The 24,295-nt window shown below is 59.8% G+C and carries 18 protein-coding genes; 12 read left to right on the plus strand and 6 right to left on the minus strand.

The window, feature by feature from the left end; genetic code table 11:
• Positions 1-48: 48 nt before the first annotated feature.
• The 5 genes from ACYVGC_RS03795 to ACYVGC_RS03815 all read right to left on the minus strand — a co-directional run bounded on the left by ACYVGC_RS03795 (position 49) and on the right by ACYVGC_RS03815 (position 6,115).
• On the minus strand, positions 49-1,044 hold the full coding sequence (locus ACYVGC_RS03795) for a DUF4249 domain-containing protein (protein WP_460582460.1): 996 nt from the start codon (positions 1,042-1,044) through the stop codon (positions 49-51).
• 36 nt (positions 1,045-1,080) lie between these two features.
• Positions 1,081-3,510, minus strand: coding sequence for a TonB-dependent receptor (locus tag ACYVGC_RS03800; RefSeq protein WP_460582461.1), 2,430 nt, complete (start codon positions 3,508-3,510; stop codon positions 1,081-1,083).
• Positions 3,511-3,902: 392 nt separating this feature from the next.
• Positions 3,903-4,670 (minus strand): energy transducer TonB, encoded by a 768-nt coding sequence (locus tag ACYVGC_RS03805; protein ID WP_460582462.1) that lies wholly within the window; start codon positions 4,668-4,670, stop codon positions 3,903-3,905.
• A 117-nt stretch (positions 4,671-4,787) separates the two neighbouring features.
• Positions 4,788-5,171 carry a hypothetical protein gene (locus tag ACYVGC_RS03810; protein ID WP_460582463.1) on the minus strand — a complete coding sequence of 128 codons (384 nt, stop codon included), beginning with the start codon at positions 5,169-5,171 and terminating at the stop codon, positions 4,788-4,790.
• A gap of 332 nt (positions 5,172-5,503) precedes the next feature.
• Positions 5,504-6,115: a porin family protein gene (locus tag ACYVGC_RS03815; RefSeq protein ID WP_460582464.1), complete on the minus strand. Its 612-nt coding sequence runs from the start codon at positions 6,113-6,115 to the stop codon at positions 5,504-5,506.
• Positions 6,116-6,369: 254 nt separating this feature from the next.
• Here ACYVGC_RS03815 and ACYVGC_RS03820 point away from each other — a divergent pair, with 254 nt between their 5' ends.
• The 11 genes from ACYVGC_RS03820 (at position 6,370) to ACYVGC_RS03870 (ending at position 22,562) form a co-directional block, all read left to right on the plus strand.
• A complete protein-coding gene (locus ACYVGC_RS03820; RefSeq protein WP_460582465.1) occupies positions 6,370-7,881 on the plus strand; it encodes a glycine--tRNA ligase in 1,512 nt (503 codons plus the stop codon).
• Between the two features lie 54 nt (positions 7,882-7,935).
• Positions 7,936-8,232: a type II toxin-antitoxin system HigB family toxin gene (locus tag ACYVGC_RS03825; protein WP_460582466.1), complete on the plus strand. Its 297-nt coding sequence runs from the start codon at positions 7,936-7,938 to the stop codon at positions 8,230-8,232.
• 11 nt (positions 8,233-8,243) lie between these two features.
• On the plus strand, positions 8,244-8,594 hold the full coding sequence (locus tag ACYVGC_RS03830) for a helix-turn-helix domain-containing protein (protein WP_460582467.1): 351 nt from the start codon (positions 8,244-8,246) through the stop codon (positions 8,592-8,594).
• 45 nt (positions 8,595-8,639) lie between these two features.
• The gene (locus tag ACYVGC_RS03835) at positions 8,640-11,078 is read left to right on the plus strand and encodes an efflux RND transporter permease subunit (RefSeq protein WP_460582468.1); all 2,439 of its coding nucleotides are present in this window, start codon (positions 8,640-8,642) and stop codon (positions 11,076-11,078) included.
• Between the two features lie 242 nt (positions 11,079-11,320).
• Positions 11,321-14,812, plus strand: coding sequence for an isoleucine--tRNA ligase (ileS, locus tag ACYVGC_RS03840; RefSeq protein WP_460582469.1), 3,492 nt, complete (start codon positions 11,321-11,323; stop codon positions 14,810-14,812).
• A gap of 167 nt (positions 14,813-14,979) precedes the next feature.
• Entirely contained in the window at positions 14,980-15,639 is a 660-nt protein-coding gene (locus tag ACYVGC_RS03845; RefSeq protein ID WP_460582470.1) for a lipoprotein signal peptidase, read from the plus strand.
• A gap of 149 nt (positions 15,640-15,788) precedes the next feature.
• Entirely contained in the window at positions 15,789-17,591 is a 1,803-nt protein-coding gene (locus ACYVGC_RS03850) for an ABC transporter ATP-binding protein (RefSeq protein ID WP_460582471.1), read from the plus strand.
• A gap of 189 nt (positions 17,592-17,780) precedes the next feature.
• Positions 17,781-20,333, plus strand: a complete 2,553-nt coding sequence (rnr, locus tag ACYVGC_RS03855; protein ID WP_460582472.1) for a ribonuclease R family protein — start codon at positions 17,781-17,783, stop codon at positions 20,331-20,333.
• A 172-nt stretch (positions 20,334-20,505) separates the two neighbouring features.
• The gene (locus ACYVGC_RS03860; protein WP_460582988.1) at positions 20,506-21,477 is read left to right on the plus strand and encodes a polyprenyl synthetase family protein; all 972 of its coding nucleotides are present in this window, start codon (positions 20,506-20,508) and stop codon (positions 21,475-21,477) included.
• Between the two features lie 74 nt (positions 21,478-21,551).
• Positions 21,552-22,199 (plus strand): rhomboid family intramembrane serine protease, encoded by a 648-nt coding sequence (locus ACYVGC_RS03865; RefSeq protein WP_460582473.1) that lies wholly within the window; start codon positions 21,552-21,554, stop codon positions 22,197-22,199.
• A gap of 84 nt (positions 22,200-22,283) precedes the next feature.
• Positions 22,284-22,562 carry a PLD nuclease N-terminal domain-containing protein gene (locus tag ACYVGC_RS03870; RefSeq protein ID WP_460582474.1) on the plus strand — a complete coding sequence of 93 codons (279 nt, stop codon included), beginning with the start codon at positions 22,284-22,286 and terminating at the stop codon, positions 22,560-22,562.
• A gap of 98 nt (positions 22,563-22,660) precedes the next feature.
• On the opposite strand, the gene ACYVGC_RS03875 is transcribed toward ACYVGC_RS03870, so the two are convergent.
• Entirely contained in the window at positions 22,661-23,284 is a 624-nt protein-coding gene (locus ACYVGC_RS03875) for a hypothetical protein (RefSeq protein ID WP_460582475.1), read from the minus strand.
• Positions 23,285-23,404: 120 nt separating this feature from the next.
• Between ACYVGC_RS03875 and ACYVGC_RS03880 the strand changes: the two genes are divergently transcribed.
• Positions 23,405-24,241, plus strand: coding sequence for a PI-PLC domain-containing protein (locus tag ACYVGC_RS03880; protein WP_460582476.1), 837 nt, complete (start codon positions 23,405-23,407; stop codon positions 24,239-24,241).
• Positions 24,242-24,295 lie beyond the last annotated feature (54 nt).

The following is a 24,295-nucleotide window of genomic DNA, read 5'->3' on the forward strand; positions in this document are numbered from 1 at the left end:
TTTAACGGATTACGCAGATACGCTTGGCTGCGCCAAGCTGGCTTCTTTTTACAGCTTAATGCGCAGCACTACATCGGTGGCTCCCCCAAACAGGCCGTAGCCGCCCTGCACGTTGGAGCGCAGCGGCGCGGGCTCGGCAAAGGGGTTGTCATTGGCCTCGCGGTAGCGCTGCACCGACTGGTAGAAGTTGTAGGTGCTGGCCGGGATGCTGCTCACCGTGAGTTCTAGGTAGGTCGGCGGGGGCGGGGCGGGCTGGTTGGAGGCATAGCCGCCGCCGTAGTATAGCCAGATGGGGCCGCTATACAGCAGGCGCTGGCCCTGGCGGCCGGCGTCGCTCACGGGCATAATGGCGGTGGTGTTGCTGGGTGAGGAAAGCGCGAAGCGGTTGAGATTGACGGTGGGGCCGCTGGTAGTGCGCGGGCCTTCGTCCTCACCAGCAAAGCCCCAGGGCCGGCCGGCCGCGTCGAGGGCCGTGGCGTAGGCCACGTAGTAATCGGTAGTGGCCGCCGGGTCGGCAATCGCGAACGATAACTGGCCGTAGTAAGGGGTAGCGAGGAAGTTGCTAGTAGTGGGCGGGGGCTGCGGCACGTAGCTAACCGCCTCCACAACTGGTAGTAGCGGCAGGGTCATCGAGGCCTCTGTGGCCTCGACGCCGGGCGCACTGGCCCGCAGCAAGTAGGCTTGGCCCGGTACGCCCACGTAGCCCCGCACCGGGATGTAACTGCCGTAGCGGTAATCGGTGGGCAGGCGGGCGTAGCGGCTGGTATCGGGCCGAAACTCTTCCACTACCTGCCCGCTGGCATCGCGCAGCTCGATGGTGGCATCGGCGCGGCCCTCCAGGTTTTTATTAGCCAGAATGGCCTGGCTGGTGCTGGCAAAGGCCCCGCGCTCGCTGAAATATTGCTGGTAGCCGGCAGTGGGCGGCTGGTTGCTGAGCGTGTAGCTAAGCGACAGGCGCGGCGTGTGCGCCGGCGGCGTCACGGTCACGACGCTTTCGCAGCTGGCCAAAGCCGCCAGGGCGAGCAGAAGAAAAGCTGATTTCATAGAGTGAGCTGAAGCAAAAGAGAAGGGGGCAGCAACCTAAAACTTGAACGCCTTGCTGACCGACGGAATGATGGGAAACAGCGACACCTGCCTGTAAGTGGCCGGTTTCTGCACCACCCCCTGAGAGTCCACGTAAGCCGCATCGAAGTACAGGTAGTACGGGTTCTGGCGGCTGTACACATTGTAGATAGACAGGCTGTTGACTACTTCGCCCCAGCGCTTTTTCTTGGTCTTGCTCAGGTCGAGGTCGAAGCGGTGGTAGGCCGCCATCCGAAACGAGTTGCGGTCGCCGTAATCGTCAAAAATCTGCCCCGTTCCCAGCTGGTAGCGCCCCGAGGCCAGCGTGGTGGCGTTGCCAGTGCCATACACCCAGGTGCCCGACAGCGTGACACTCGGGCTGAAATGGTGAATAACCACCAGCGAAATATCGTGCCGCCGGTCATACTTATAGGGGAAAACCCGGCCCTGGTTCAGCTCCGAAAACTGGCGGTTGCTCCAGGCCAGGGTGTAGCCCAGCCAACCGGTGGTGCGGCCGGTTTTCTTTTGCAAAAACAGCTCGCCGCCGTAGGCCCAGCCCCGGCCGCTCGTGATTTTGCTTTGCCAGTCGCCGTCGGTAGTATTCAAAAAGCTGGCGCCCTCGCGGTATTCCACCAGGTTTTGCATGGGCTTGTAATACGTTTCGAAGCTGAACTCAAACTCCTCGCCCCCGTGGCGCAGCGTGCGGGCCGCCCCCAGGCTAAACTGGTGCGCCACCTGCGGCCGCACCGCAGCCGTGGCCGGCACCCACAAGTCGGTGGGCAGCCCAATGCCGCTGTTGGTGAGCAGGTGCACGTACTGCGTGGTGCGGGCGTAGGAGCCCTTCAGGGCCCACTCATCGGTGAGCATGTAGCGGGCGGCCAGCCGGGGCTCCAGGGAGGGGTAAAGCTTATTCTCGACGTAGAAGCTGCTCAGGCGCAGGCCGGCATTTACTTTCAGGCGCGCGCTGAGGCGGTAGTCATCCTCCACATATACAGCGCTTTCGGTGCCCGCCGTGCGGCTGCCCGACGCCGAGGCGCTGGCCAGGTTGTCGGTGTTACCGTGCTGCACCACCGCACCCGGCCGAAACGCGTGCCGAATCAGCTGCCCCCCAAACCGCAGGTAGTGGTCGGGCGAGGGCAAATAGTCGAAATCCGTTTTAAATGTAAAGTCCTTGATGCTAGATAGATAGCTGAGGGCGCTGGTGCTGGTGGTGGGCTGGCCCTGGCTGAGGTAGCGCCGCTCATTGCCCTCGCCAATATCGAACTGGTACTGGCTGTAGGTGAGGTGCGTGTTGGCAAACAGCCGGTCGTTCACTACATGGTTCCAGCGCAGCGCGCTGGTGAGGTTGCCCCAGCCCAGTTGGCTATCCGAGCGCCGGAAATCAGTGGAGGCTTCGTCGGCATCGTGCAGGTTGGCGTAAAAATTATCGTAGCCCCGGTAGGCGCTCAGGTAGAGGCGGTCGTGCGGGCTCACCTTCCAGTTGAGCTTGGCATTGAGGTCGTAGAAGTAGTAGCCTACCGAGCCAGCCTGCTGCTCTCGCTTGAGCTGCGCCTGAATGAACGGCCGGGCCACCACATCGATATAGGTGCGCCGCGCCGAGATGATGAACGAGGCCACGTCTTTCTTAATCGGTCCCTCCAGCGTGAGGCGCGAGGCCACCAGGCTGATGGCGCCCTCGCCGTGCAGCTGCTGGGCGTTGCCCTCCTTCATCGAAATATCGAGCACCGACGACAGCCGTCCCCCGTACCGCGCCGGAAAGCCCCCCTTGATGAGTTCCACGTTGTTCAGCGCATCGGCATTGAACACCGAGAAGAAGCCGAACAGGTGCGCCGCGTTGTACACCGGCGTGCCATCGAGCAGAATCAGGTTTTGGTCGGGCGAGCCGCCGCGCACGTAGAGGCCGCTGGTGCCCTCGCCGCCGCTTTGCACGCCGGGCAGCAGTTGCAGCACCTTCAGCACGTCGGTTTCGCCCATGAACTTGGGCAGGCTCTTGATTTGGGCGATGGGCACGTTGATGGTGCCCATGCGGGTGCTGCGCGGGCCGTGGTCGTCGGCGGCGGCCTGGCGGTCGCCCACTACTTCCACGCCAGCCAGCTCGTTGGTAGCGGCGGGCAGCCGGAAGTCGTGCCTGGCGCTGCCAGTGGCCGGCACGGCCCAGCGCTGCCGCTCATAGCCCACGTAATTGGCCACCAGCCGCACCGAGTCGAGCCCCGCCGTGGGCAGCGTGAGCGAGTAGAAGCCGTAGGTATTGGTGGCCGTGCCCTGGCCCGTGCCGGCCTGTACCACGGCCACCCCAATGAGGTTTTCGCCCGTAGCCTGGTCGCGCACGTACCCGCTGATGGTGACGCGCGCCGGCGGCGGAGTAGGGGTAAGAGTAGGGGCTTGCGCCCGCGCCACACCCGCGCCCAGCAGGCAGCCGGGCAGCAGGCAGCGGTAAAGCTGCTTCATAGCGGAAAAGGAAAAGAGAAGGAATAGGCTATTTCTACACAAGATACAAGGCCGCCGCCCGCCCGGTGAGCGTTTGGTGAGTAACTGTGTATTCAGTTGGTTGCTCGTAGCCGCAAAATAGTCGTTTTCCCATCTTCTGGAAAGCCAAAAGAAGAGCGTAAAAAAGCCCGGCCCTCACGAAGAGCTTGTCCTTACCCAAAACTCAAACGCCCTTCCGGCCATGTGGCTGGAAGGGCGTTTTTGCGCGGTTGCCTAGCTGGTTTGCCACTTTTCAAGCGGGGTCAGCCAGCCAAAAATAGCCTTTGCGTTGCCTCAGCAAATTCGGGAAAAGTTTTGGGTAAGGACAAGCGAGTAATCGACGGGGCTTTTTGATTTCGGATGGGCTAGTGCGACTATTCCTTCCCCACATCGACAGATATGGTAAAGGATACATTCACCGGCTGCCCATACTGCGTGCTGGGTGCCAAAGCCGGCAGGTGGCGCACAGCCGCCACGACGGCCGAATCTACACCGGACCGCAACCCCTTCACAATCTGCGGGTGGCGCACCACGCCTGCCTTTGTGACCACGAATTGCACGAATACGTGCCCGCGCTGCGTCTTGGGAGGCAGCACCAGCCGCTGCTCGATAAGGGACTTAATATCTGCTATTTTGGGCATGTCCTCCACGTAGGTGTACACCTTATCGCTTACGGCGGGCATTACGGGGCGCTCGGGCGGGGGAGCCGGCTCGGCGGCGTACTCAGAATGGTGGTAGGGCGGCAAGACGGGAAAGTCGAAAAGCGTACTTACTATACCTATACTCCCGGTTAGGATAGCCAGCGTCCCCAATAGTCGTATCGGCCGAGGCCGGAATGCTTGGACCCACACTAGGCCGTTGAGCAGCAGGACTAGCAGCCACAGTGAGTTGAGCACTTGCCCAGGATAGTCGGCTTGCAAGCGCACCCAGGTCAGTACCAGCAGGGGAACACCCAATACATAGGGCACTCCTGACCACCGCGGCCAGTTATATATCACGAAAAGGAAGCCGATGACGACTAGTAGCGTCACCCCTAACATAAGCAGCGCGAAAAAGGCTAAGCCTGCCCCATACGCACTGAGCGCATCGGCGTGCGCCAGTGAAGGCAGGAGCACTAGGGCAAGCAGGAGGTGGGCTTTCATGCGAGCGAAGGTATAGAAATCCTCAGGGTGAGCGGGGCTACTCTCCTACTCGCGGGTCTACGGGAGTCTTGAGGCAGGAAAAAGCACAGCCGGAAACGAAGCCATGAGGTTTCTTGGCTACTGCTGGGCTGCCTGTGCCAGCGCCATGCGGGCATAGTCGAGCAGGGTGACCACTACCGCTAGGAACGCAGTGGGGGTAGCTAAGTCGCCATCCGCCAGCAATTGCGAGCCCCGCAGGTCGAGGCGGTTGGGGGCAACGTCTATCCAGACTTCGGCCCGCCAGCTACCCGTTAATGCGCCTATTTCCTCCTGCACGGAGCAGGCCTGGGCAATGGTAGCGGCGATGCGGCAGGATTCCACCCCGTGGGCATAGGTATGGCTGAACTCGACTTCCCACAAGGGCCAGTCCCGGTTCGAGCGGTTGGACGCATCGCGCACGTCGGTGCCCGCCAGCACGTCCTGGCCGCGCACGGCAGCCAGCAGCGTATTGAGTGCCAGCATTTGCGCCTGGAACGCCTCTGGAATCGGTACTACCTGCTGGGGTAGTTCTTCATGGGCCGGCTAGGCTACTGAAATGGTGGGGTACGAAGCTACGGGAAAGGGGCTAGCATAAAAAAGCCCCGTGGTGGCTTGTCCTTACCCAAAACTTTTCCCGAATTTGCTGAGGCAACGCAAAGGCCATTTTTGGCTGGCTGACCCCGCTTGAAAAGTGGCAAACCAGCTAGGCAACCGCGCAAAAACGCCCTTCCAGCCACATGGCCGGAAGGGCGTTTGAGTTTTGGGTAAGGACAAGCCCTCACGAAGAGCCAGGATTTTTGGTACCGCCCGCCAGCTTACTTGCCGCCCAACATGTAGGACAGGGACAGTTGGAAGGCACTGTTGCGAGCGCCTTGCCCATTGGAGTATTCAGCTAAATTTCGGAAGCTGCCGTTGTAGCGCAAGCCAATGCCCAGCCCCTGGGGCAGCTGGTAGCCTAGGCCCGCGGCGTAGCCATAGTCCATTTTTCGGTAGCCGTTGCGGGTGCTGTAAGAACTGGCGGGAATGTTAGCGTTGCCATCCTGCGAGAACTTGGCCGCTGCCAGGTAACCAATCTGGGGGCCAGCTTCAAAAAATAACCCACCGGCTTTGATTCGGGCTAGTATGGGTACGTCGATGTAGTGCAGGGTCTGTTGGCTGCTCAGCGGGGTACCATCGATAGGGTCGGGGCCGCTGAATTTGTAGCCCTTCATAGAGTATAAAAGCTCGGGCTGAATGGAGAAAACGCCGTTGATGGGTAGGTTAGCCACAAACCCACCGTGAAAACCTATCTTATTCTTGAAGTCATAGCCACTGCCGACCGCATTGGTGAGCGAAACGCCGGCTTTGATGCCAAACGACGGACTTTGCGCGTGGGCTGCGCTGGCCGCCATGGCTAGCAGCGCCGTGGATAGAAGTGTTTTTTTCATGCAAAAAAGATGGAAAACAGGCGTGGAAAAGTTAGGATAAGCGCTAAAAGTACTAGCTGACCCGCATCGCCTTTGGAGCCCCGCGGTGGCTGGCGATGGTTATCGGCACGGTGCCCGTGCGGCAACCTTGGCTTTGAAATGAGCCAATGCTGGGTCGTCCGGTTGCTTTTATCCCGGAAAATAGTTGATACCCCGGTCGGGCGTGTGGTTTTGGCGCGCGGAGGCCCGAACGGTATTATCTACCTTTGCCACTTATGAGCAAGCCCGCATCTACTCCTGAGAATACTCAGCTAAAGGATATTGTCGCCCACGCCAAGGAATATGGTTTCGTGTTCCAGTCCTCCGAGATTTACGATGGCCTCGCCGCCGTGTACGACTACGGCCCCAACGGCGTGGAACTGAAAAATAACCTGAAGCGCCTGTGGTGGGAAGCCATGACCCAGCTGCACGGCAACGTGGTGGGCATCGACGCGGCCATCTTCATGGCTCCCCAAACCTGGGAGGCCAGCGGTCACGTGGCGGGCTTCAACGACCCGCTCATCGACAACCTCGACAGCAAGAAGCGCTACCGCGCCGACGTGCTGCTCGAAGAAAAAGCCGCCGAGTATGAAAACGCCGGCGACCCGGCGCGCGGCGCGGCCCTCACGGCCGAGATGGGCCGCCTGCTCACGGCCAACGACTTGGCCGGCGTGAAGCAACTCATCCTCGACGAAAAAATCGCCGACCCACTCTCCGGCTCGACCAAGTGGACTGACGTGCGCCAGTTCAACCTCATGTTTTCGACCCAGGGCTCGGCCGTAGACTCGGACGCGCCGCCCGTATACCTGCGCCCCGAAACGGCGCAGGGCATTTTCGTGAACTTCCTGAACGTGCAGAAGTCGGCGCGGATGAAAATTCCGTTCGGTATCGCCCAGATTGGCAAGGCGTTCCGCAACGAGATTGTGGCCCGGCAGTTCATTTTCCGCATGCGGGAGTTTGAGCAGATGGAGATGCAATTCTTCGTGCGCCCCGGCACCGAAGGCGAGTGGTACGACACCTGGAAGGCGGCCCGCCGCCGCTTCCACGAGGCGCTGGGCCTGCCGGCCGCCAAGCTGCGCTTCCACGACCACGATAAGCTGGCCCACTACGCCAAGGCCGCCGTGGATATCGAGTACGAGTTTCCCTTCGGCTTCAAGGAGATGGAGGGCATTCACTCGCGCGGCGACTTCGACCTGACCCAGCACCAAAACCTGAGCCGCAAGAAGCAGCAGTACTTCGACAACGACATCGACGAAGCCACCGGCAAGCCTTACGGCAACTACGTGCCCTACGTGGTCGAAACCTCAGTGGGCGCCGACCGCTTGTTCCTGGCCACGCTCTGCGAGGCTTTCCAGGAAGAAACCATTACGGAAGGGGAGGGCGACGCCCAAACCACCAAGCAGCGCACCCTGCTGAAGCTGCACCCGGCGGTAGCACCCATCAAGGCCGCCATTTTCCCACTGGTGCGCAAGGACGGGATGCCCGAAAAAGCGCAGCAGATTTTCGATGATTTGCGGTTCGATTTCCGCTTGGTGATTGAGGACAAGGACGCCATCGGCAAGCGCTACACGCGCCAGGACCTCATCGGTACGCCCTTCTGCATTGTGGTGGACGGCCAGACCCTGGAAGACGACACCGTGACGGTGCGCCACCGCGACACCCGCGAGCAAACCCGCATGCCCGTCAGTGAGTTGCGCGCCTATATCGGCGAGGCCGTGAGCTTCAAAACGGTGTTTGCAAAGCTGTAACCTACGCGGCGGCGCTTCGCCGGAACTCTGAGCGGAGGTAATCGGCTTTCGACTATGCAAGTACTGACGAAGCGTGCCTTGCGGGAATTTGGCCTGCTGCATCCCGATGTAGCAACCGATATCCTGGACTGGTTCGACGCGGTGGAAGCCGCCGAATGGGAAAATGGTGCGGCCGTGCGGGCATTTGACCGCACGGCCGACTACGTTGGTGGCGACCGCTGGGTGTTCAATCTGCGCCGCAACCGCTACCGGCTAGTAGTTCGTATTTTCTTCCCGGCCCGCCAAGTGTACGTGCGTTTCATCGGTAACCACGCCGAGTATGACCGGATTGCCGATATTACTACCATCTAGCTAGCCTTATTATGGAAATCAGTACCGAAGCCGAGTACCAGCAGGCCCTGTATCGCCTGGAGTATTTGCTTGACCACGAGCCTACTAACTTGGTAGAGATTACGGTGCTGGGCAATGTAGTGAATGAGTACGAAAACAATAATGGCCACCGGCCCCTGCCGCCCAACTCGCTCATCGCCCGGCTGGAGCGCGAGCGCCTAGCGCGCCAGCTAGATGAGCAGCAGCTAGCCGAGCTTCTCGGAATCAGCCCCGAAAGCTTGCGCGCCGTACTGAACGGCCAGCGGCTTATCGATTTAGACTTTGCCAAGCGGCTACACAGCCGCTTGGGTATCCCGGGTGATTTTATTCTGGAAGCGGCCTAGGTCAGCGCCCCGTTTTATTTACGTTACTACTCATCTCTAAAGCCTATGTGGGGACATATCGCCCTCTCTATCATCAAGTTCCGCCGAATTTTGCTGATACTCATTGCCGTTTCGACCCTGGGTATGGCCTGGATAGCGAAGGACGTGCAGATGACCTACGACTTTGCCCAGGTGGTGAGCCCGAAGGACCCCGACATGGTGTACTTCCAGCAGTTCAAAAAAACCTTTGGTGAGGATGGCAACATCCTGGTGCTGGGCATGCAGGACAGCGCCGTCTACAAGCTGCCGCAGTTTCGGCTCTACGACCAGCTCGCCAATGAGCTGGTGAAGGTGCCGGGCGTGTCGGGCGTGCTGGGCCTACCCAAACTGATTCAGATTCAGAAGGATACGGTCAACAATAGCTTCGTAACCACGCCCGTGTTTGCGAGGCCGCCCACCAGCCAGGCGCAGCTCGATTCGCTGATGCGGGTGGTGAACAACATCGAGTTTTACAAGGGCCAGGTGATTGCGCCGCGCACCGGGGCCACGCTGCTAGCCGTGACGCTCGACCCCAAGTGGCTGAACTCGGACAAGCGTAAAGAGGTGATGGCTAATATCTTGGACCTCAGCGCGAAGTTCGAGAAGGAATCCAAAATCAAGCTGCACTACGCGGGCCTGCCCTACGTGCGCTCCACGATGACGAGCAAGGTATCGGCCGAGATGAAGTTCTTCGCCGGGCTCATGGTGGTGGTGATGGCCATTATCCTCTTCATCTTTTTCCGCACGTGGTCGGCGGTGGTGGTGCCGCTGCTGGTGGTGGTTATCGTGATGATTTGGTGCATTGCCACCATCGTGCTGCTGGGGTTCAAAATCAACCTGCTCACGGGTCTGATACCCTCTATCCTGGTGGTTATCAGCGTGCCCAACTGCACCTACCTGCTCTCGCGCTACCACTACGACTACCGCAAATCGGGCAACCAGATACTGGCCATGACGCGGGTTATCCGCAAAATCGGCCTTATTACGCTGGTCAATAACACGACCACGGCCATCGGCTTTTTCGTGTTCACCTTCACCGATATTGCCATTCTGTTCCAGTTTGGGTTGGTGGCCACGATTAATATCTTCATCGCCTTCATCATCAGCTTCATCATGATTCCGGCGGTGTTCACCTACCTGCCCGGCCCCTCCGACAAGCAGCTGGAGCACCTAGACTCGAAGCCGCTGGTGGGCATTATTCACTTCCTCGACTTCATTGTGCTGCGGCGGCGGCGCACCATCTACATCACGGCGGCGGTGCTGGTGGGGCTCGCCTCCATCGGTATTTCGCGCATCGAAGCTGTGTCGTTTATGGTGGATGACCTGCCCAAGCAAAGCTCCGTGAACGAAGACCTGAGCTTCTTCGAGGCCCGCTTCGGCGGGGTGATGCCGCTGGAGTTTGTAGTGGATACCAAGCAGCCCAAGGGCTTGCTAAAGCTGCCCAACTTGCAGAAAATCGACCAGTTCGATAAGTTTCTGCAAGCCCAGCCGGAGCTGTCCACGCCCATCAGCATGGTCACGTTTTTGAAGGCCGCCAAGCAAGCTTTCTACAACGGCAACCCCGACTTCTACAAGCTTCCCGACAAAGACGATAAGAACTTCATCCTGAGCTACTTGGCTAATTCGCAGGGCAAGGGCGCCAACTCGACCAATAAGCTGCTCAAAACATTCATGGACAGCACGCAGCAGCGGGCCCGCATCAGCGTGAAAATCGCCGATATCGGCTCGCACAAGCTTGATACCCTGGTGAGTAGGCGCATCGAGCCGGCCATCAAGCGCATTTTCGGCGGCACCGATATGGTGGTGCGCCGCACGGGCACCACGGTGATTTTCACCAAGGGCAACGAGTACGTGATTGGCACGCTGGGCGAGAGCTTGATGTGGGCCTTCGGGCTGGTGGCCGTGGTGGTACTGCTGCTGTTCCACTCGGTACGCACCATCTTCTACGCCTTGGTACCCAATATCTTGACCCTGACCCTGACGGCCGGCGTAATGGGCTACTTCGGCATTGCGCTCAAGCCCAGCACAGCCCTGATTTACGTGATAGCCTTGGGCATCGACGGCGATAACTCGATTCACCTGCTGGCCAAGTTTCGGCAGGAGATGGCCATGACCGGCAAGAGCGTGAGCGAAGCCATTACCAACACGCTGAGCGAAGCCGGGTCGAGTATGTTCTATACCAGCATCGTGCTGTTCATCGGCTTCAGCATCTACGGCTTCAGCGAGTTTGGCGGCACTAAGGCGCTGGGCGTGCTCATGGGCGCGTCGCTGCTCATTACCAACTTCTCGAATCTGGTTTTCCTACCGGCGCTACTGGTAACTTTCGAGCGCGGCGGTAGCTGGAAAACGCCTAAAGCGGCTCTCGTGCACCACTACGACGAGAACTACCACGAGGAAGACGACGACCTGGACCTGGACCTGCAACGCCTGAGCGTGGAGCGGACAAAGGTGGTTAAAACGACTTAGAATACTCCCAGACATTTACCCCACCCCCTAGCCCCACCTCGCTTAATGCGCGACATCCTTTGGGAGAGGGGGAACTAGCGCTAGTTCTAGCCTTTAGAAACTATAGCTAAAAACTAGTTCCCCCTCTCCCAAAGGATGTCGCGCATTAAGCGAGGTGGGGCTAGGGGGTGGGGTGAGCGCCAGAACGACACCAGAATAAAAAGCTAACAGCTAGCAGCTATCCGCTAACAGCTACTAATACAATGACTTACCCCGAATACAAGCAGCCGCTCGACTACGCCAAGCTCGCCACCGATGTGCGGGCCTACTGGGAAGCCAACGGCATTTTTGAGAAGAGCGTGAGCAGCCGCGAAGGCCAGCCCACGTTCGTGTTTTACGAGGGCCCGCCCTCGGCCAACGGCCAGCCCGGCATTCACCACGTGATGGCGCGTGCGGTGAAGGACATCTTCTGTCGCTACCAGACGCAGCTCGGCAAGCAGGTGCCCCGCAAGGGCGGCTGGGACACCCACGGCCTGCCCATCGAGCTGCAAGTAGAGAAGGAGCTGGGCATCACGAAGGAGGATATCGGCCACAAAATCAGCGTGGAAGAGTACAACCAGCGCTGCCGCGAAACCGTGATGCGCTTCAAGGCGCAGTGGGACGAGCTGACCCAGCAAATGGGCTACTGGGTCGACCTCGACGACCCCTACATTACCTTCGAGCCCGAGTACATCGAGAGCTGCTGGGCGCTGCTCAAGAAGCTCTACGACAAGGGTTTCCTGTATAAAGGCTACACTATTCAGCCTTACTCGCCGGCCGCCGGCACCGGCCTCAGCTCGCACGAGCTGAACCAGCCCGGCACGTACAAGGACGTAAAGGACACGACCATCGTGGCGCAGTTTAAAGTGGTGCGCGATGAGGTATCGGAGAAGCTGTTTCCCGCTGGAGATGCCTATGAAACCTGTATTCTGGCTTGGACAACTACGCCCTGGACGCTGCCCGCTAATACGGGCCTAGCGGTAGGAAAGAATATTCCATACGTGCTGGTTTCGACCTTCAATCCTTATACTTATGTCCCCGTCAACGTAATCTTAGCTAAAGCGTTATTTGACAAGTATTTCTCTCACTGGGACAACAGCGTTTTTGAGAATATCCAGCCTCCTCTCATTGGCGGTGTGGCGCGAACGGCACTTCATGGAATGCCTACGCTTTATAATGCTTTTTTAAGAAGCCATTCAACTAATGATGAACATTACGATGGTTTCAAACAGGCTATAAAGAAAAACGGACTACCTGGTTTTATCATCAGAGAGTTCACCGGTGCTGATTTAGTAGGCATTCACTACGAACGCCTGTTCGGCACGGAAGCCGGTTTCCCCCACTTTGACGGTGAAGAAAACGCCTTCCGCGTCATCGTGGGCGACTTCGTGACCACCGAAGACGGCACGGGCATCGTGCACATCTCGCCCACGTTTGGCGCGGATGACTTCCGGGTGGCGCAGCTCAACGGCATCCCCGCGCTGATGGTGGCCGACGACCAGGGCAAGCTCGGCCCCATCGTAGACCGCACGGGCCGCTACGTGGCCCAAATGGGCGAGTTTGGCGGCCGCTGGGTGAAGAACTACGACGGCCACGACCAGAGCGGCGCCGACTATAAAACGCTGGACGAGAGCATCGCCATTCGGATGCGCACCAACGGCACGGCCTTCAAAACCGAGAAGTACGAGCACACCTACCCGCACTGCTGGCGCACCGACAAGCCAGTGCTCTACTACCCCCTCGACTCGTGGTTTATCAAGACCACGGCCGTGAAAGACCGCCTCATCGAGCTCAACAAAACTATCAACTGGAAGCCCGAAAGCACCGGCACCGGCCGCTTCGGCAACTGGCTCGAAAACCTGGTGGACTGGAACCTCAGCCGCTCGCGCTACTGGGGCACGCCGCTGCCCATCTGGCGCACCCAGGACCGCACCGAGGAAATCTGCATCGGCTCGATTGCCGAGTTGAAAACGGAGATTGACAAGGCCGTAGCGGCCGAAGTCATGACCCACAACCCCTACGCCAACGGCGAAAAAATCGACCTGCATCGCCCGTATGTCGATGATATTTTTCTCGTTTCGCCCAGCGGCCAGCCCATGTACCGCGAGCCCGACCTCATCGACGTGTGGTTTGACAGCGGCGCGGTGCCATATGCGCAGTGGCACTATCCGTTTGAGAATCAGGAGAAATTTGCCAGGAATTTCCCCGCCGATTTCATCGCCGAAGGCGTGGACCAAACCCGCGGCTGGTTCTTCACCCTGCACGCGCTGGCCGTAATGCTGGAAGACTCGGTGGCCTTCAAAAACGTGATTGCCAACGGCTTGGTACTCGATAAAAACGGCGAGAAGATGAGCAAGCGCCTCGGCAACGCCGTGGACCCGTTCGAAACCATCGCCCAGTACGGCCCCGATGCTACCCGCTGGTACATGATTGCCAACTCCTCGCCCTGGGACAACCTCAAGTTCAACCCGGCCGGCATCGTGGAGGCGCAGCGCAAGTTCTTCGGCACACTGTATAACACGTACTCGTTCTTTGCGCTCTACGCGAACCTGGATGGCTTCCAGCAAGGCAACGCGCCGAGCGTGCCCGTGGCCGAGCGCACCGAGCTCGACCGCTGGATTTTGAGCAAGCTGCAGAGCCTGCTGGCCGAAGTGCGCGGCCATTTCGACTCCTACGACCCCACGAAAGCCGCCCGCGCCATCCAGGATTTCGTGGCCGACCAGCTCTCCAACTGGTACGTGCGCCTCTCGCGCCGCCGCTTCTGGAAAGGTGAGCTAACGACCGATAAACAAGCCGCTTACGAAACGCTGCACGAGTGCCTCAGCACCGTGGCGCAGCTCATGGCGCCCATCGCGCCGTTTTTTGCCGATTGGCTGTATGGCAACTTAACCAAAGGCCAGGACGCCGCCGAATCGGTGCACTTGACCTACCTCGCAGAAGCTGATACTACGCTCATCGAAAAGGCGTTGGAGGAACGTATGGAATTGGCCCAACGCATCAGTTCACTCACGCATTCGCTGCGTAAGAAGTCGGTGCTGAAGGTGCGCCAGCCCTTGCAGCGCATCCTGGTACCGGTGCTCAATGACTCTACCAAGAAGCAAGTTGGCTTGGTAGAAGACCTTATTTGTGCCGAGGTCAATGTGAAGCACATCGAGTTTCTAGACGATACCAGCGGCGTGCTGGTGAAGTCGGTGAAGCCCAATTTTAAGCGCCTCGGCCAGGTCTACGGCCCGCGTTTGAAGGCCGTGGGCGCCCGCATCCAAACCCTGAGCCCCAATGAACTCAGCCAGCTGGAAAAGCAGGGCGAGTTAGCTGTGGAAGTGGAGGGCGAAACCCTCACCCTCCACCTCGACGAAGTCGAAATCCGCACCCAGGACCTGCCCGGCTGGCTCGTGGCTACCGACGGCCCGCTCACCGTGGCCCTCGACGTGACCCTCACCGACGAGCTGCGCCAGGAAGGCCTGGCCCGCGAGCTGGTCAACCGCCTCCAAAACCTGCGCAAAGACTCGGGCCTCGAAGTGCAGGACCGCATCAGCGTGCACCTGGCTGCTAGCGCGCCCGCCGAGCTGCAAGCCGCCGTAGCCTCGTTCGGCGACTACATCCGCGAGGAAGTGCAGGCCCTGCGCCTCGACTTTGTGCCCGACGTAGCCGGCGGCGCGGTGCTGGAGTTTGACGACTTCTCAGTGCCCGCCAAAGTAGACGTAGTAACTGCCTGATTGTGAGCGACCCGGCTGCGCCTAAAAATGCGGCCGGGTTTTCCCGCGCACAACGCCTTGCCCAAGCCGCTTTAAAAGGTTATGAAACCTCCTAATTCGGTATAAAACAGTACATAGTAACCAGAGTTTCACCTGTGCAGACTGACTTACCCGTAGCTTCTTCTTCCATGCCTCCGCGCTACCCGGCGCGCCGGGGTAGCGTCCTGCCATTTTTCCTGTTGGCCTTATTCATTATCGCCATCGACCAGCTTTCTAAGTACTTGGTGCACACGTATATGAAGCCGGGGCTGGCGGGTGAGATTCCCCTCATTGGCAACTGGCTCAAGCTGCATTCCATTCTGAACCCCGGCATGGCCTTTGGCGTGGAGCTGCTGCCGCCACCCTATGGTAAAGTAGTGCTTACCGCTTTTCGCATTCTGGCGGCCGGGGGCATCAGCTATTACATGGTGCACTTATGGAGGCACCGGGCCGCGGCGGGCTTTATTGCCTGCATGGCGCTCATCCTGGGTGGGGCCGTGGGCAACGTGATTGACTCGATTTTTTACGGCGTCATCTACCATAATGCGCCCTTTGGCTCGCCGACGCCGTGGTTTTTTGGCCAAGTCATTGATATGATATACGTTGACATCTTCGAGGGCTTCTTGCCGGCTTCGTGGCCGCTGCTCGGGGGCAAGTACATGTCGCTGTGGCCCATTTTCAACCTCGCCGACTCCTCCATCTTCGTTGGCGTGGCCCTGATTCTGCTGCTGCAAGGCCGCTTCTTCAAGCAGACAGAGCAAAACACGGCCGCGCTCACCCCCGAGCCACCCGCTGCTGACCTCACCTAACTTTAAGCGCTGAATGACTAGAACGTCTGTCATGCTGAGCCTGCGAAGCATCCTATCGCGCCAGAACAAGTCGTTCGGGCCAGTAAGGTGCTTCGCAAGCTCAGCATGACAGACGTTTATATTTCTGGCCTGCTGTAAGTTTGTTGTCTATGCCCTTACTCTCAGTTCAAAACCTCACCGTCGATTTTCATTCGCAGCGCGGGCACACGCGGGCCGTGGCCGGCGTGTCGTTTGAGATGAATAGGGGAGAGGTGCTCGCCATTGTGGGCGAGTCGGGCTCGGGCAAGTCGGTGACCTCGCTGGCGCTGCTCGGGCTACTGGCCAAGCCCGCCGCCCGTATCGAAAGCGGCACGGCGCTCTTCGAGTCGGAGAAGTTGGACACGGTTGATTTGCTGTCCCTCACCGAGGCGCAGTTGCAACAAGTGCGGGGCAACGACATCAGCATGATTTTTCAGGAGCCCATGACCTCGCTGAACCCCGTGCTGACCTGCGGCTACCAGGTGGTCGAAGCCCTACGGCTGCACACCACCCTCACGCCCAAAGAAGCCGAGGCCCGCACTATAGAATTGTTTACGGAAGCTCAGCTGCCGCGCCCAATGCAAATCTTCAGGTCTTACCCGCACGAAATCAGCGGCGGCCAAAAGCAACGGGTGATGATTGCTATGGCCATGGCTTGCCGCCCAGCCCTGCTCATTGCCGACGAGCCTACCACGGCGCTCGACGTAACGGTACAGGCAAAAATATTGCAGCTCATCCGCGACCTGCAGCGTGAGTACGGTACGGCCGTGCTCTTCATCACCCACGACCTTGGCGTGGTGGCCGAGATTGCCGACCGCATCCTGGTCATGTATCGGGGCAAGATAGTGGAGCAGGGCTCGGTACTCGACATCTTCACCAATCCCCAGCACCCCTACACGAAAGGCCTGCTCGCCTGCCGGCCGCGGCTGTCGATTGGCAAAACGCGCCTGCCCGTAGTGGCCGATTTCATGGACACCGACGCGGCCGGCAACCTCACGGCGCGCACCAGTGGGGGAGAAGCCATCCTCATCGAAACGGCCGTTTCGCAGTTACGGACTAATTCTGATACCACCAAAACGTTCCCCGTGGAACAAAAATCACGTTCCACGGTCAATTCTGCTCTGCTCCAGGTGGAAAACCTCCAAGTCTATTTCCCCATTCGCAAGGGGTTTTTCACGCGGGCTACCAGCTATGTTAAAGCCGTTGATGAGGTCAGCTTCGTCATCTACCCCGGCGAAACGGTGGGCCTCGTGGGCGAGTCGGGTTGCGGCAAAACGACCCTCGGCCGGGCGCTGCTCCGCCTCACGGAACCAACGGCCGGCCGCATCCTGTTTGAAGGCACTGACCTGGCGCGCCTGCCGGCCGGCGAATTGCGCCACCGGCGACGCGAGTTCCAGCTCGTGTTTCAGGACCCCTACGCGGCCCTCAACCCGATGCTCACGGTGGGCGAGGCCATCCTGGAGCCGTTGCGGGTGCACGGGGTGGGTGGCAACCGCGCCGCGCAAAAAGCCCGGGTGCGCGAGTTGCTGCGCACCGTGGGCCTGAGCGAAGATGCGGAGCAGCGCTACCCGCACGAGTTCAGCGGCGGGCAACGGCAGCGCATTTGCATTGCGCGGGCGTTGGCGTTGCGGCCCAAGCTCATTGTGTGCGACGAGTCGGTGTCGGCGCTCGACGTATCAGTGCAGGCGCAGGTGCTCAACCTACTCAATGACCTCAAGCGCGAGTTGGGTATCACCTACCTGTTCATCACCCACGACCTGTCGGTGGCCCGCTTCATGAGTGACCGCCTGCTGGTGATGAGCCAGGGGCAAATTGTGGAGAATGGCCCGGCCGCTGAAGTGTATGCCCACCCGCAGCATCCGTACACCCAGCAGCTGCTAGCGGCTATTCCCAGCGACGACCCGGCCCGCATCGCTGCGCGGGTGGCGCAGTAAAATGTCTGGCCGCTGCGTTGCCAGCAGCGTCCTCTTCCTTGAGCGGTGAGTTCCGAACAAGCAGCTCCCATTCTCGTTCTACCTTTTATCCAACTGCGAACGGAGTACCACTCCATTCTACATTTCTTTACCACGCGTCGCCTTCGTCAATCTTACCCCAAGCTGCCCGGCGGCCGTCTTACCCAATTCATGAAAAACCCCCAAGACCCCGCCGCCCCCCGCGCCGCTCGCGCGAAGGCAGCTCCCGCCGCCAAGGCAGCCCCCGTTTCTAAAGTAGCTGCCGCCGCCGCCAGCATCGACCAAGACCTTGTGTACCGTCAGTTTGCCGACAACCCCGGCAAGGTGCTGGCCTACCGGCAGCTCTCGCGCCGCCTCGGCGTTACTACTAAAACCCAGCGCGAAGAGCTCTTCGCCCACCTCAAGGAATTGAAGCAGGCTGGCCGCTTGGAACTACTCCAGAACGACGAATACCGCTTGGCTAACCCCACTGACCTGCAAGTGGCCGCCAGCGCTGCTAAAGCCCGGAAAACGACTAAAAATACCGCGCCCGCGGCGGCCGCGGAGCCTGTGCTGGAAGAGGAATTCGGCCAAGACCCTATCATTCACCGCCGCCGGGCCGCGGGCTTCGACCACGTGGGCGATGGCCCCGACCGCCGGTCTCAGCGCGACGTGAATACCGTAATCGGCACAGTGTCGCTGGCCACACCGCGCTTCGCCTTTGTGATGCGCGAGGATGGAGAAGGTGACGATATCCGTGTCTTCACCGACCAGCTACGCTACGCTTTAGATGGCGACTTGGTGCGGGTGCGCCTACGCGGCATGCGCGACGGCCGCCTCACTGGCGACGTGGTGGAGGTGCTTAAGCGTCAGCGCCCTGAAGTAGTGGGCCGCCTGCAAATCAATGGCTCCATCGGCTTCGTGAAGCCCGACAGCCGCAAGGCTTACTTCGACGTGATGGTACCCGCCAGCGAGCTGGGTGATGCCCGTAGCGGCGACAAAGTGCTGGTGCGCATCACCGAGTTTCCGGACCAGGACTCGCAGGGCCGCAGCCCGGTGGGCACCATCGCCCGCAACTTCGGCGCGGCCGGCCAGAACGAGGCCGAGATAAACGCCATCATGGCTGAGTTCGGCCTGCCCTTCGAATTTCCGGCGGGCGTAGAGGAGGAGGCCGATGCGATTCCGACGGAGGTAACCCGGGAGGAGATTGCTAAGCGCCGCGACTTCCGCGACGTGCTCACCTTCACCATCGACCCGGCCGACGCTAAGGACTTTGACGATGCCCTGAGCCTGCGCACCCTGCCCAATGGCAACCACGAAGTAGGTGTGCACATCGCCGATGTGACCCACTACGTACGCCTCGGCACCGAGCTGGAGCGCGAGAGCAAGAATCGCGCAACCTCCGTGTACCTAGTAGACCGCGTGATTCCGATGCTGCCCGAAAACCTCTCCAACGGCCTCTGCTCGCTGCGGCCCAACGAGGACAAGCTCACCTTCTCGGCCGTGTTTGAGCTCGATGATAAAGGCAAATTGGTGGACACTTGGTTCGGCAAAACGGTCATTCACTCCGACCGCCGCTTCAGCTACGAAGACGCGCAGGAGCGTATCGAAACTGGCGAGGGCGAATACGCCGAAGAAGTAAACCTGCTCAACCGACTGGCCAAGCTGCTTTCGGCCGAGCGCTTCCGCAAGGGGGCCATCAGCTTCGAAACCCAGGAGGTGAAGTTCAAATTGGGTGAAGATGGCAAGCCGTTGGGCGTGTACGTGAAGGAACGTAAGGACGCGCACAAGCTCATCGAGGAGTTCATGCTGCTCGCCAATAAGCGGGTGGCCGAATTCGTGTTTGGCCTCAAAAAGACCAAGCCGCGCTTCACCATGGTGTACCGCACCCACGACGCGCCCGACCCCGACCGCCTCGAAAACTTCGCCATGTTTGCCCAGAAGTTTGGCTACAACCTCAACCTGAGCAACCCCAAAAAGGTGAGCACCGAGCTCAATAAGTTGAGCGAAGGAGTGGTGGGCAAGCCCGAGCAAAACGTGATTCAGGGCCTGGCCATCCGGTCCATGTCGAAGGCCATTTACACCACCGAGCCGCTGGGGCACTTCGGCCTGGCGTTTGCGCACTACTCGCACTTCACCTCGCCCATCCGTCGCTACCCCGACATGATGGCCCACCGCCTGCTGGAGTACTACCTCAACGGGGGCAAGAACGCCGCCGTGGAGCCCGTGGAAGAAGCCTGCAAGCACTCCTCGGCCCGCGAGAAGCTGGCGGCCAATGCCGAGCGCGCCAGCATCAAATACAAGCAGGTTGAGTACATCGGCGCGCACATCGGCGAGCAGTTTACGGGCGTGGTATCGGGCCTCACCGAGCGCGGCATTTACATCGAAATCGAGGCCAACAAGTGCGAAGGCATGGTGCGCATCTCCGACATTCCGGGCGATACGTTTGAGCTCGACAAAGAGAACTACCGCATTGTGGGCCGCGGCTCGAAGCGCATCATCCAGTTCGGCGACGAGCTGCAAGTCATTGTCACCTCGGCCAACCTGCTCGACCGCACCATCGACATGGAGCTGGTCGACGACCGGCCCGAGGGTGTGAAGCAGCGCGAGCGCGCCGAGCGCGAAGCCGGTCGCGGGGGCCGCCCCGCCCGCAACGGCGGCGGTAATAGCAAGGGTGGTAGTGGCTACAAAGGCAGCGGCGGTAGTAGCCGCGGCGGCAAGGAAGGCGGCAAGCGCCGTCGGTAATTTCCTCGCGTTTATCCTTGCGAGCGCAACGAAGTGGAGCGCGGCAATCGCACCAGAACGATACCCCGAACAGGTCGTTCTAGTGCGATTGCCGCGCTCCACTTCGTTGCGCTCGCAAGGACAGAATCCTAAGGCAGCAGATAAAGACTATTCCAACCCCGACCTTTGCCCCGTGCAAACCGACCTCTCCGCCCTCCTCGCCCCGGCCCTTCAACAGCTTGACTACGGCCAGCAGCCCGCTACCCTCTACGACCCTATTCGCTACATTATGGGCCTCGGGGGGAAGCGCCTGCGGCCCCTGCTCACGCTGCTCGGCGGCCAGCTCTTTACCGATGACCTGGCCCCGCTAGTGAAGCCCGCGCTGGCCACCGAGGTCTTTCACAACTTCACGCTGCTCCACGACGACCTCATGGACCAGGCCCCCATTCGGCGCGGTCAGCCCACGGTGCACGAGAAGTGGAATCCCAACGTGGCCATCCTCTCGGGCGACGTGATGCTGGTGCGGGCCTATGAGCTGCTCATCGAAAACGTGCCGCTGCTGCTGCTGCCCCCGGTGCTGCGCCGCTTCTCCCAGACCGCCGCCGAGGTGTGCGAGGGCCAGCAGTGGGACATGAATTTCGAGACCGAAACCACCGTCACTATCCCGCAGTACCTCGACATGATTCGGCTGAAAACCGCCGTGCTCCTCGGCTTTGCCCTGGAGCTGGGTGCCGTGCTGGCCGGGGCCAGCGCCGAAGATGCCGAGCACCTGCGCCAGTTTGGCACCGATATCGGGCTGGCTTTTCAGCTCCGCGACGACCTGCTCGATGTGTATGGTGATGCCGCCACGTTCGGCAAGCGGGTAGGGGGCGACATCATTTCCGACAAGAAAACCTTCCTGCTGCTTACTGCCCAGGCCCAGGCCAACGCCGCCCAGCGGGCCGCCCTGGCCCAGCACATCGGCCAGCCCGTGCCCGATGCCGAAGCCAAAGTGCGGGCCGTGCGGGCCATCTACGATGAGCTTGCTATTCGCCCCCAAACGGAGGTGCTCATCAATACTTACTTCCAGGATGCCTTGCAGCACCTGGAGCGCGTGGCGGCTCCGGCGGCCCGCAAGCAGCCGTTGCATCACCTCGCGCTCCAGCTCATGGACCGCGAAAGCTAGCGCAGTGCGGTAAGCTTTAGCTTGCCGTTTACCCTCTACTTCCGGCAAGCGTTAAAGCTTACCGCACTTCTTCAATGGTCTTCAATCCCATCCTTATTCTTATCGGCCTCACGGTCGCCGTGTCTGCCTACGCCTGGTCCAACGACGAGCTAATGCGCGCCTGGATTCTCGAGCCCTACACCATGGCCCGCGCTAAGGGCCAGTGGTACCGCTTCCTCACGTCGGGCTTCCTGCACGCCGATTGGATGCACTTACTCTTCAACATGTACGCCTTCTACTCGTTCGGGCCCATTGTGCTGAGTATGCTGGCTACCACCTACGGGCCCAATGGCGGCCTGGGCTTGTTCCTGCTGCTCTACCTGGGCGGCATCATCGTGTCGGATTTGCCCACGTATTTCCGGCACCGCGACGACCGCGACTACCGCAGCTTGGGGGCCTCGGGGGGCGTGTCGTCGGTGCTGTTTGCCAGCATCCTGCTCATTCCCACAGGCAAGATTGGGATGATGTTTCTACCTCCTCAATTAGGCATTCCTAGCTTCGCCTTTGGCTTCCTGTACTTAGCCTATTCGTACCATATGGGCCGCCGCCGGGGCGACAATATCAACCACGACGCCCACTTCTACGGCGCGCTCTACGGAGTACTCGTTATCGCCGCACTGATTCCAGGCGTAGTGCCCGCGTTTGCCCAACAAGTAGGTGCCTATGTTGGTAAAATACTGTAAATCAGTTTTTTATGATAAATAATTAGCCAAAACTTCAGAATTTGCGTAAAGGGCGAAAACACCTCACTCTTCTTCACTTCTTTTATGCGCACCTTCTCCACCGTAGCTTCCCGGCTCAAGCCTTTGGCTTTATTGCCGCTTTTATCGTTAATCGCAACTAGCTGTGCGCCAAGTGCTTATAATAGCCGTGGTGGACTAGGCTTTTTTGGGGTCCTCTACCTGATTATGGCCATTTACGCGGTCATCAGCTTGCTCAAGCAAGACTGGTCGCTGGGCAAAAAGCTCCTCTGGGGTGCCATCATCTGGTTCTTCCCCATTGGCGGATCCATTATCTACCTGCTTTTCTCCGGTCGCAGCAACTAACTGCCAGCTTCGGTAAAGCTTATTTTAAGCCAACAGAAAGCCCTCAGCTACCGCGTAGCTGAGGGCTTTCTGTTGGTCGTCAGGTCAGGCCCGGCGTATTATTTCAGTAGGTGCTGCTTCTCCAAGCGGGCCACGCCCTGCACCAATTCGGCGGTGTTGGTTATCTGCTTGGCTTGCCAGTGGCCGTCGGCTTGCTTCTGTAGCTTCACCTCTACCACCATGGTGGTGTCGTAGCGCGGCTGCGAAAACTCCAGGCCTACCAACGATACATCGCCCTTGTCGGTCGTGTATTTGATGCCCTTAAACTTGCTGTCAGGCCCCACTACGCGCCCCGCCAACCCCAGCAGCGATACGTTTACTAGGCGCTTGGGAGCCGCCGCTTGGGCTGCTTCCAGCGAGCCCGTCTCCACGTAGCGCTGAATTTCATTGTGGGCAGCTTTGGCCAATTGGGGCTTCAGCAAGCCCAGGCCCCCGCGAAATAATAGCCCACCGCCCGGCACCAGCATCGATAGCGTGTTGCTCTGCTTGGCCACATCATCTACCAAGTGGCCCGTGAGCGCATCCACATCTACGTAGCGCTCGAAAGCCGCCAAGTCGTGCGTTTGGGTGGCCGCGGCCGCTTGTAGTAGCGCATATTCCGGTCCCTTCTTGAGGGATGTGTAGTAGTAATAGCCACCCGCCGCCAGGGCCAGCACCAGCACAAATAGTAAAATACGCTTCATAAAAGAATGGGAAAAGGCGCGCCCCGCGGAGCGAAAAGTAGGTGCAAAGCTACTGGCGTAGCGACTGCCCACCCGCCTGCCTGCGTACAAAGGCGCATGCTATTTCCCTTCCCTGCGCCTATGCGCTCCTCCCGCCCCGAAGTGCACGGCCACCGGGGCTGCCGGGGTTTATTGCCCGAAAATACCTTGCCTGCCTTTCTGCACGCCCTGGCCCTGGGCGTTGACGTGCTGGAGCTGGATGTCGTGATTTCGCAAGACCAGCAGGTGGTAATTTCGCACGAGCCCTGGCTATCGGCCCGCCTGGGTTCCGGCCCCGACGGCGAGCCAATCGACCCACAGCACGAGCGCGAATACAACCTCTATCACCTGCCCTACGCCACCATTCGCGGCTGCGTAGTGGGGGAGCAGCCGCATCCTGGGTTTCCTACGCAGCAGCGCCTAACTACTTACCGGCCTCTTCTGCGCGAGGTGTTGCAAGCTACCGAGGCTGCCCGCCAGCGCTTGGGTCGCCCTCAAGTAGGCTACTCGGTAGAACTGAAAAGCACGCCGTCCGGCGATGATGTTTTCCATCCGCAGCCAACTCCTTTTGTCAAGTTAGTACTGGCTGAGTTGGCTGCCGTCGCTGTTCTGCCCCGTACTACGTTGCTCAGCTTCGATGCTCGCATTCTACAAGCGGCCCGGCAGCTGTCACCATCGCTGGCGCTCTGCCTACTCAGTGAAGACCCTACGCCGGCCGAGATGCTTTTTCAGCAACTCGGCTTTGTGCCCGAAACGTTTGGTCCCGATTTTCAGCTTCTTTCTCAGCGCCGGGTAATGGACTTGGCCACGCGTTACCCGGCGCTACGCCTGGTGCCTTGGACTGTAAACGCGACGAGTGATTTGCAGCGCGCAATCACCTGGGGTGTGGCGGGCATTACAACCGATTACCCCGACCGCTTGCTACAACTACTTGCGTGATACGAATGACAGTGAATGGCACCTAAAAACCGTCCGTAGTGTCCGTTTTTGATA

Source organism: Hymenobacter arcticus (assembly GCF_054779975.1).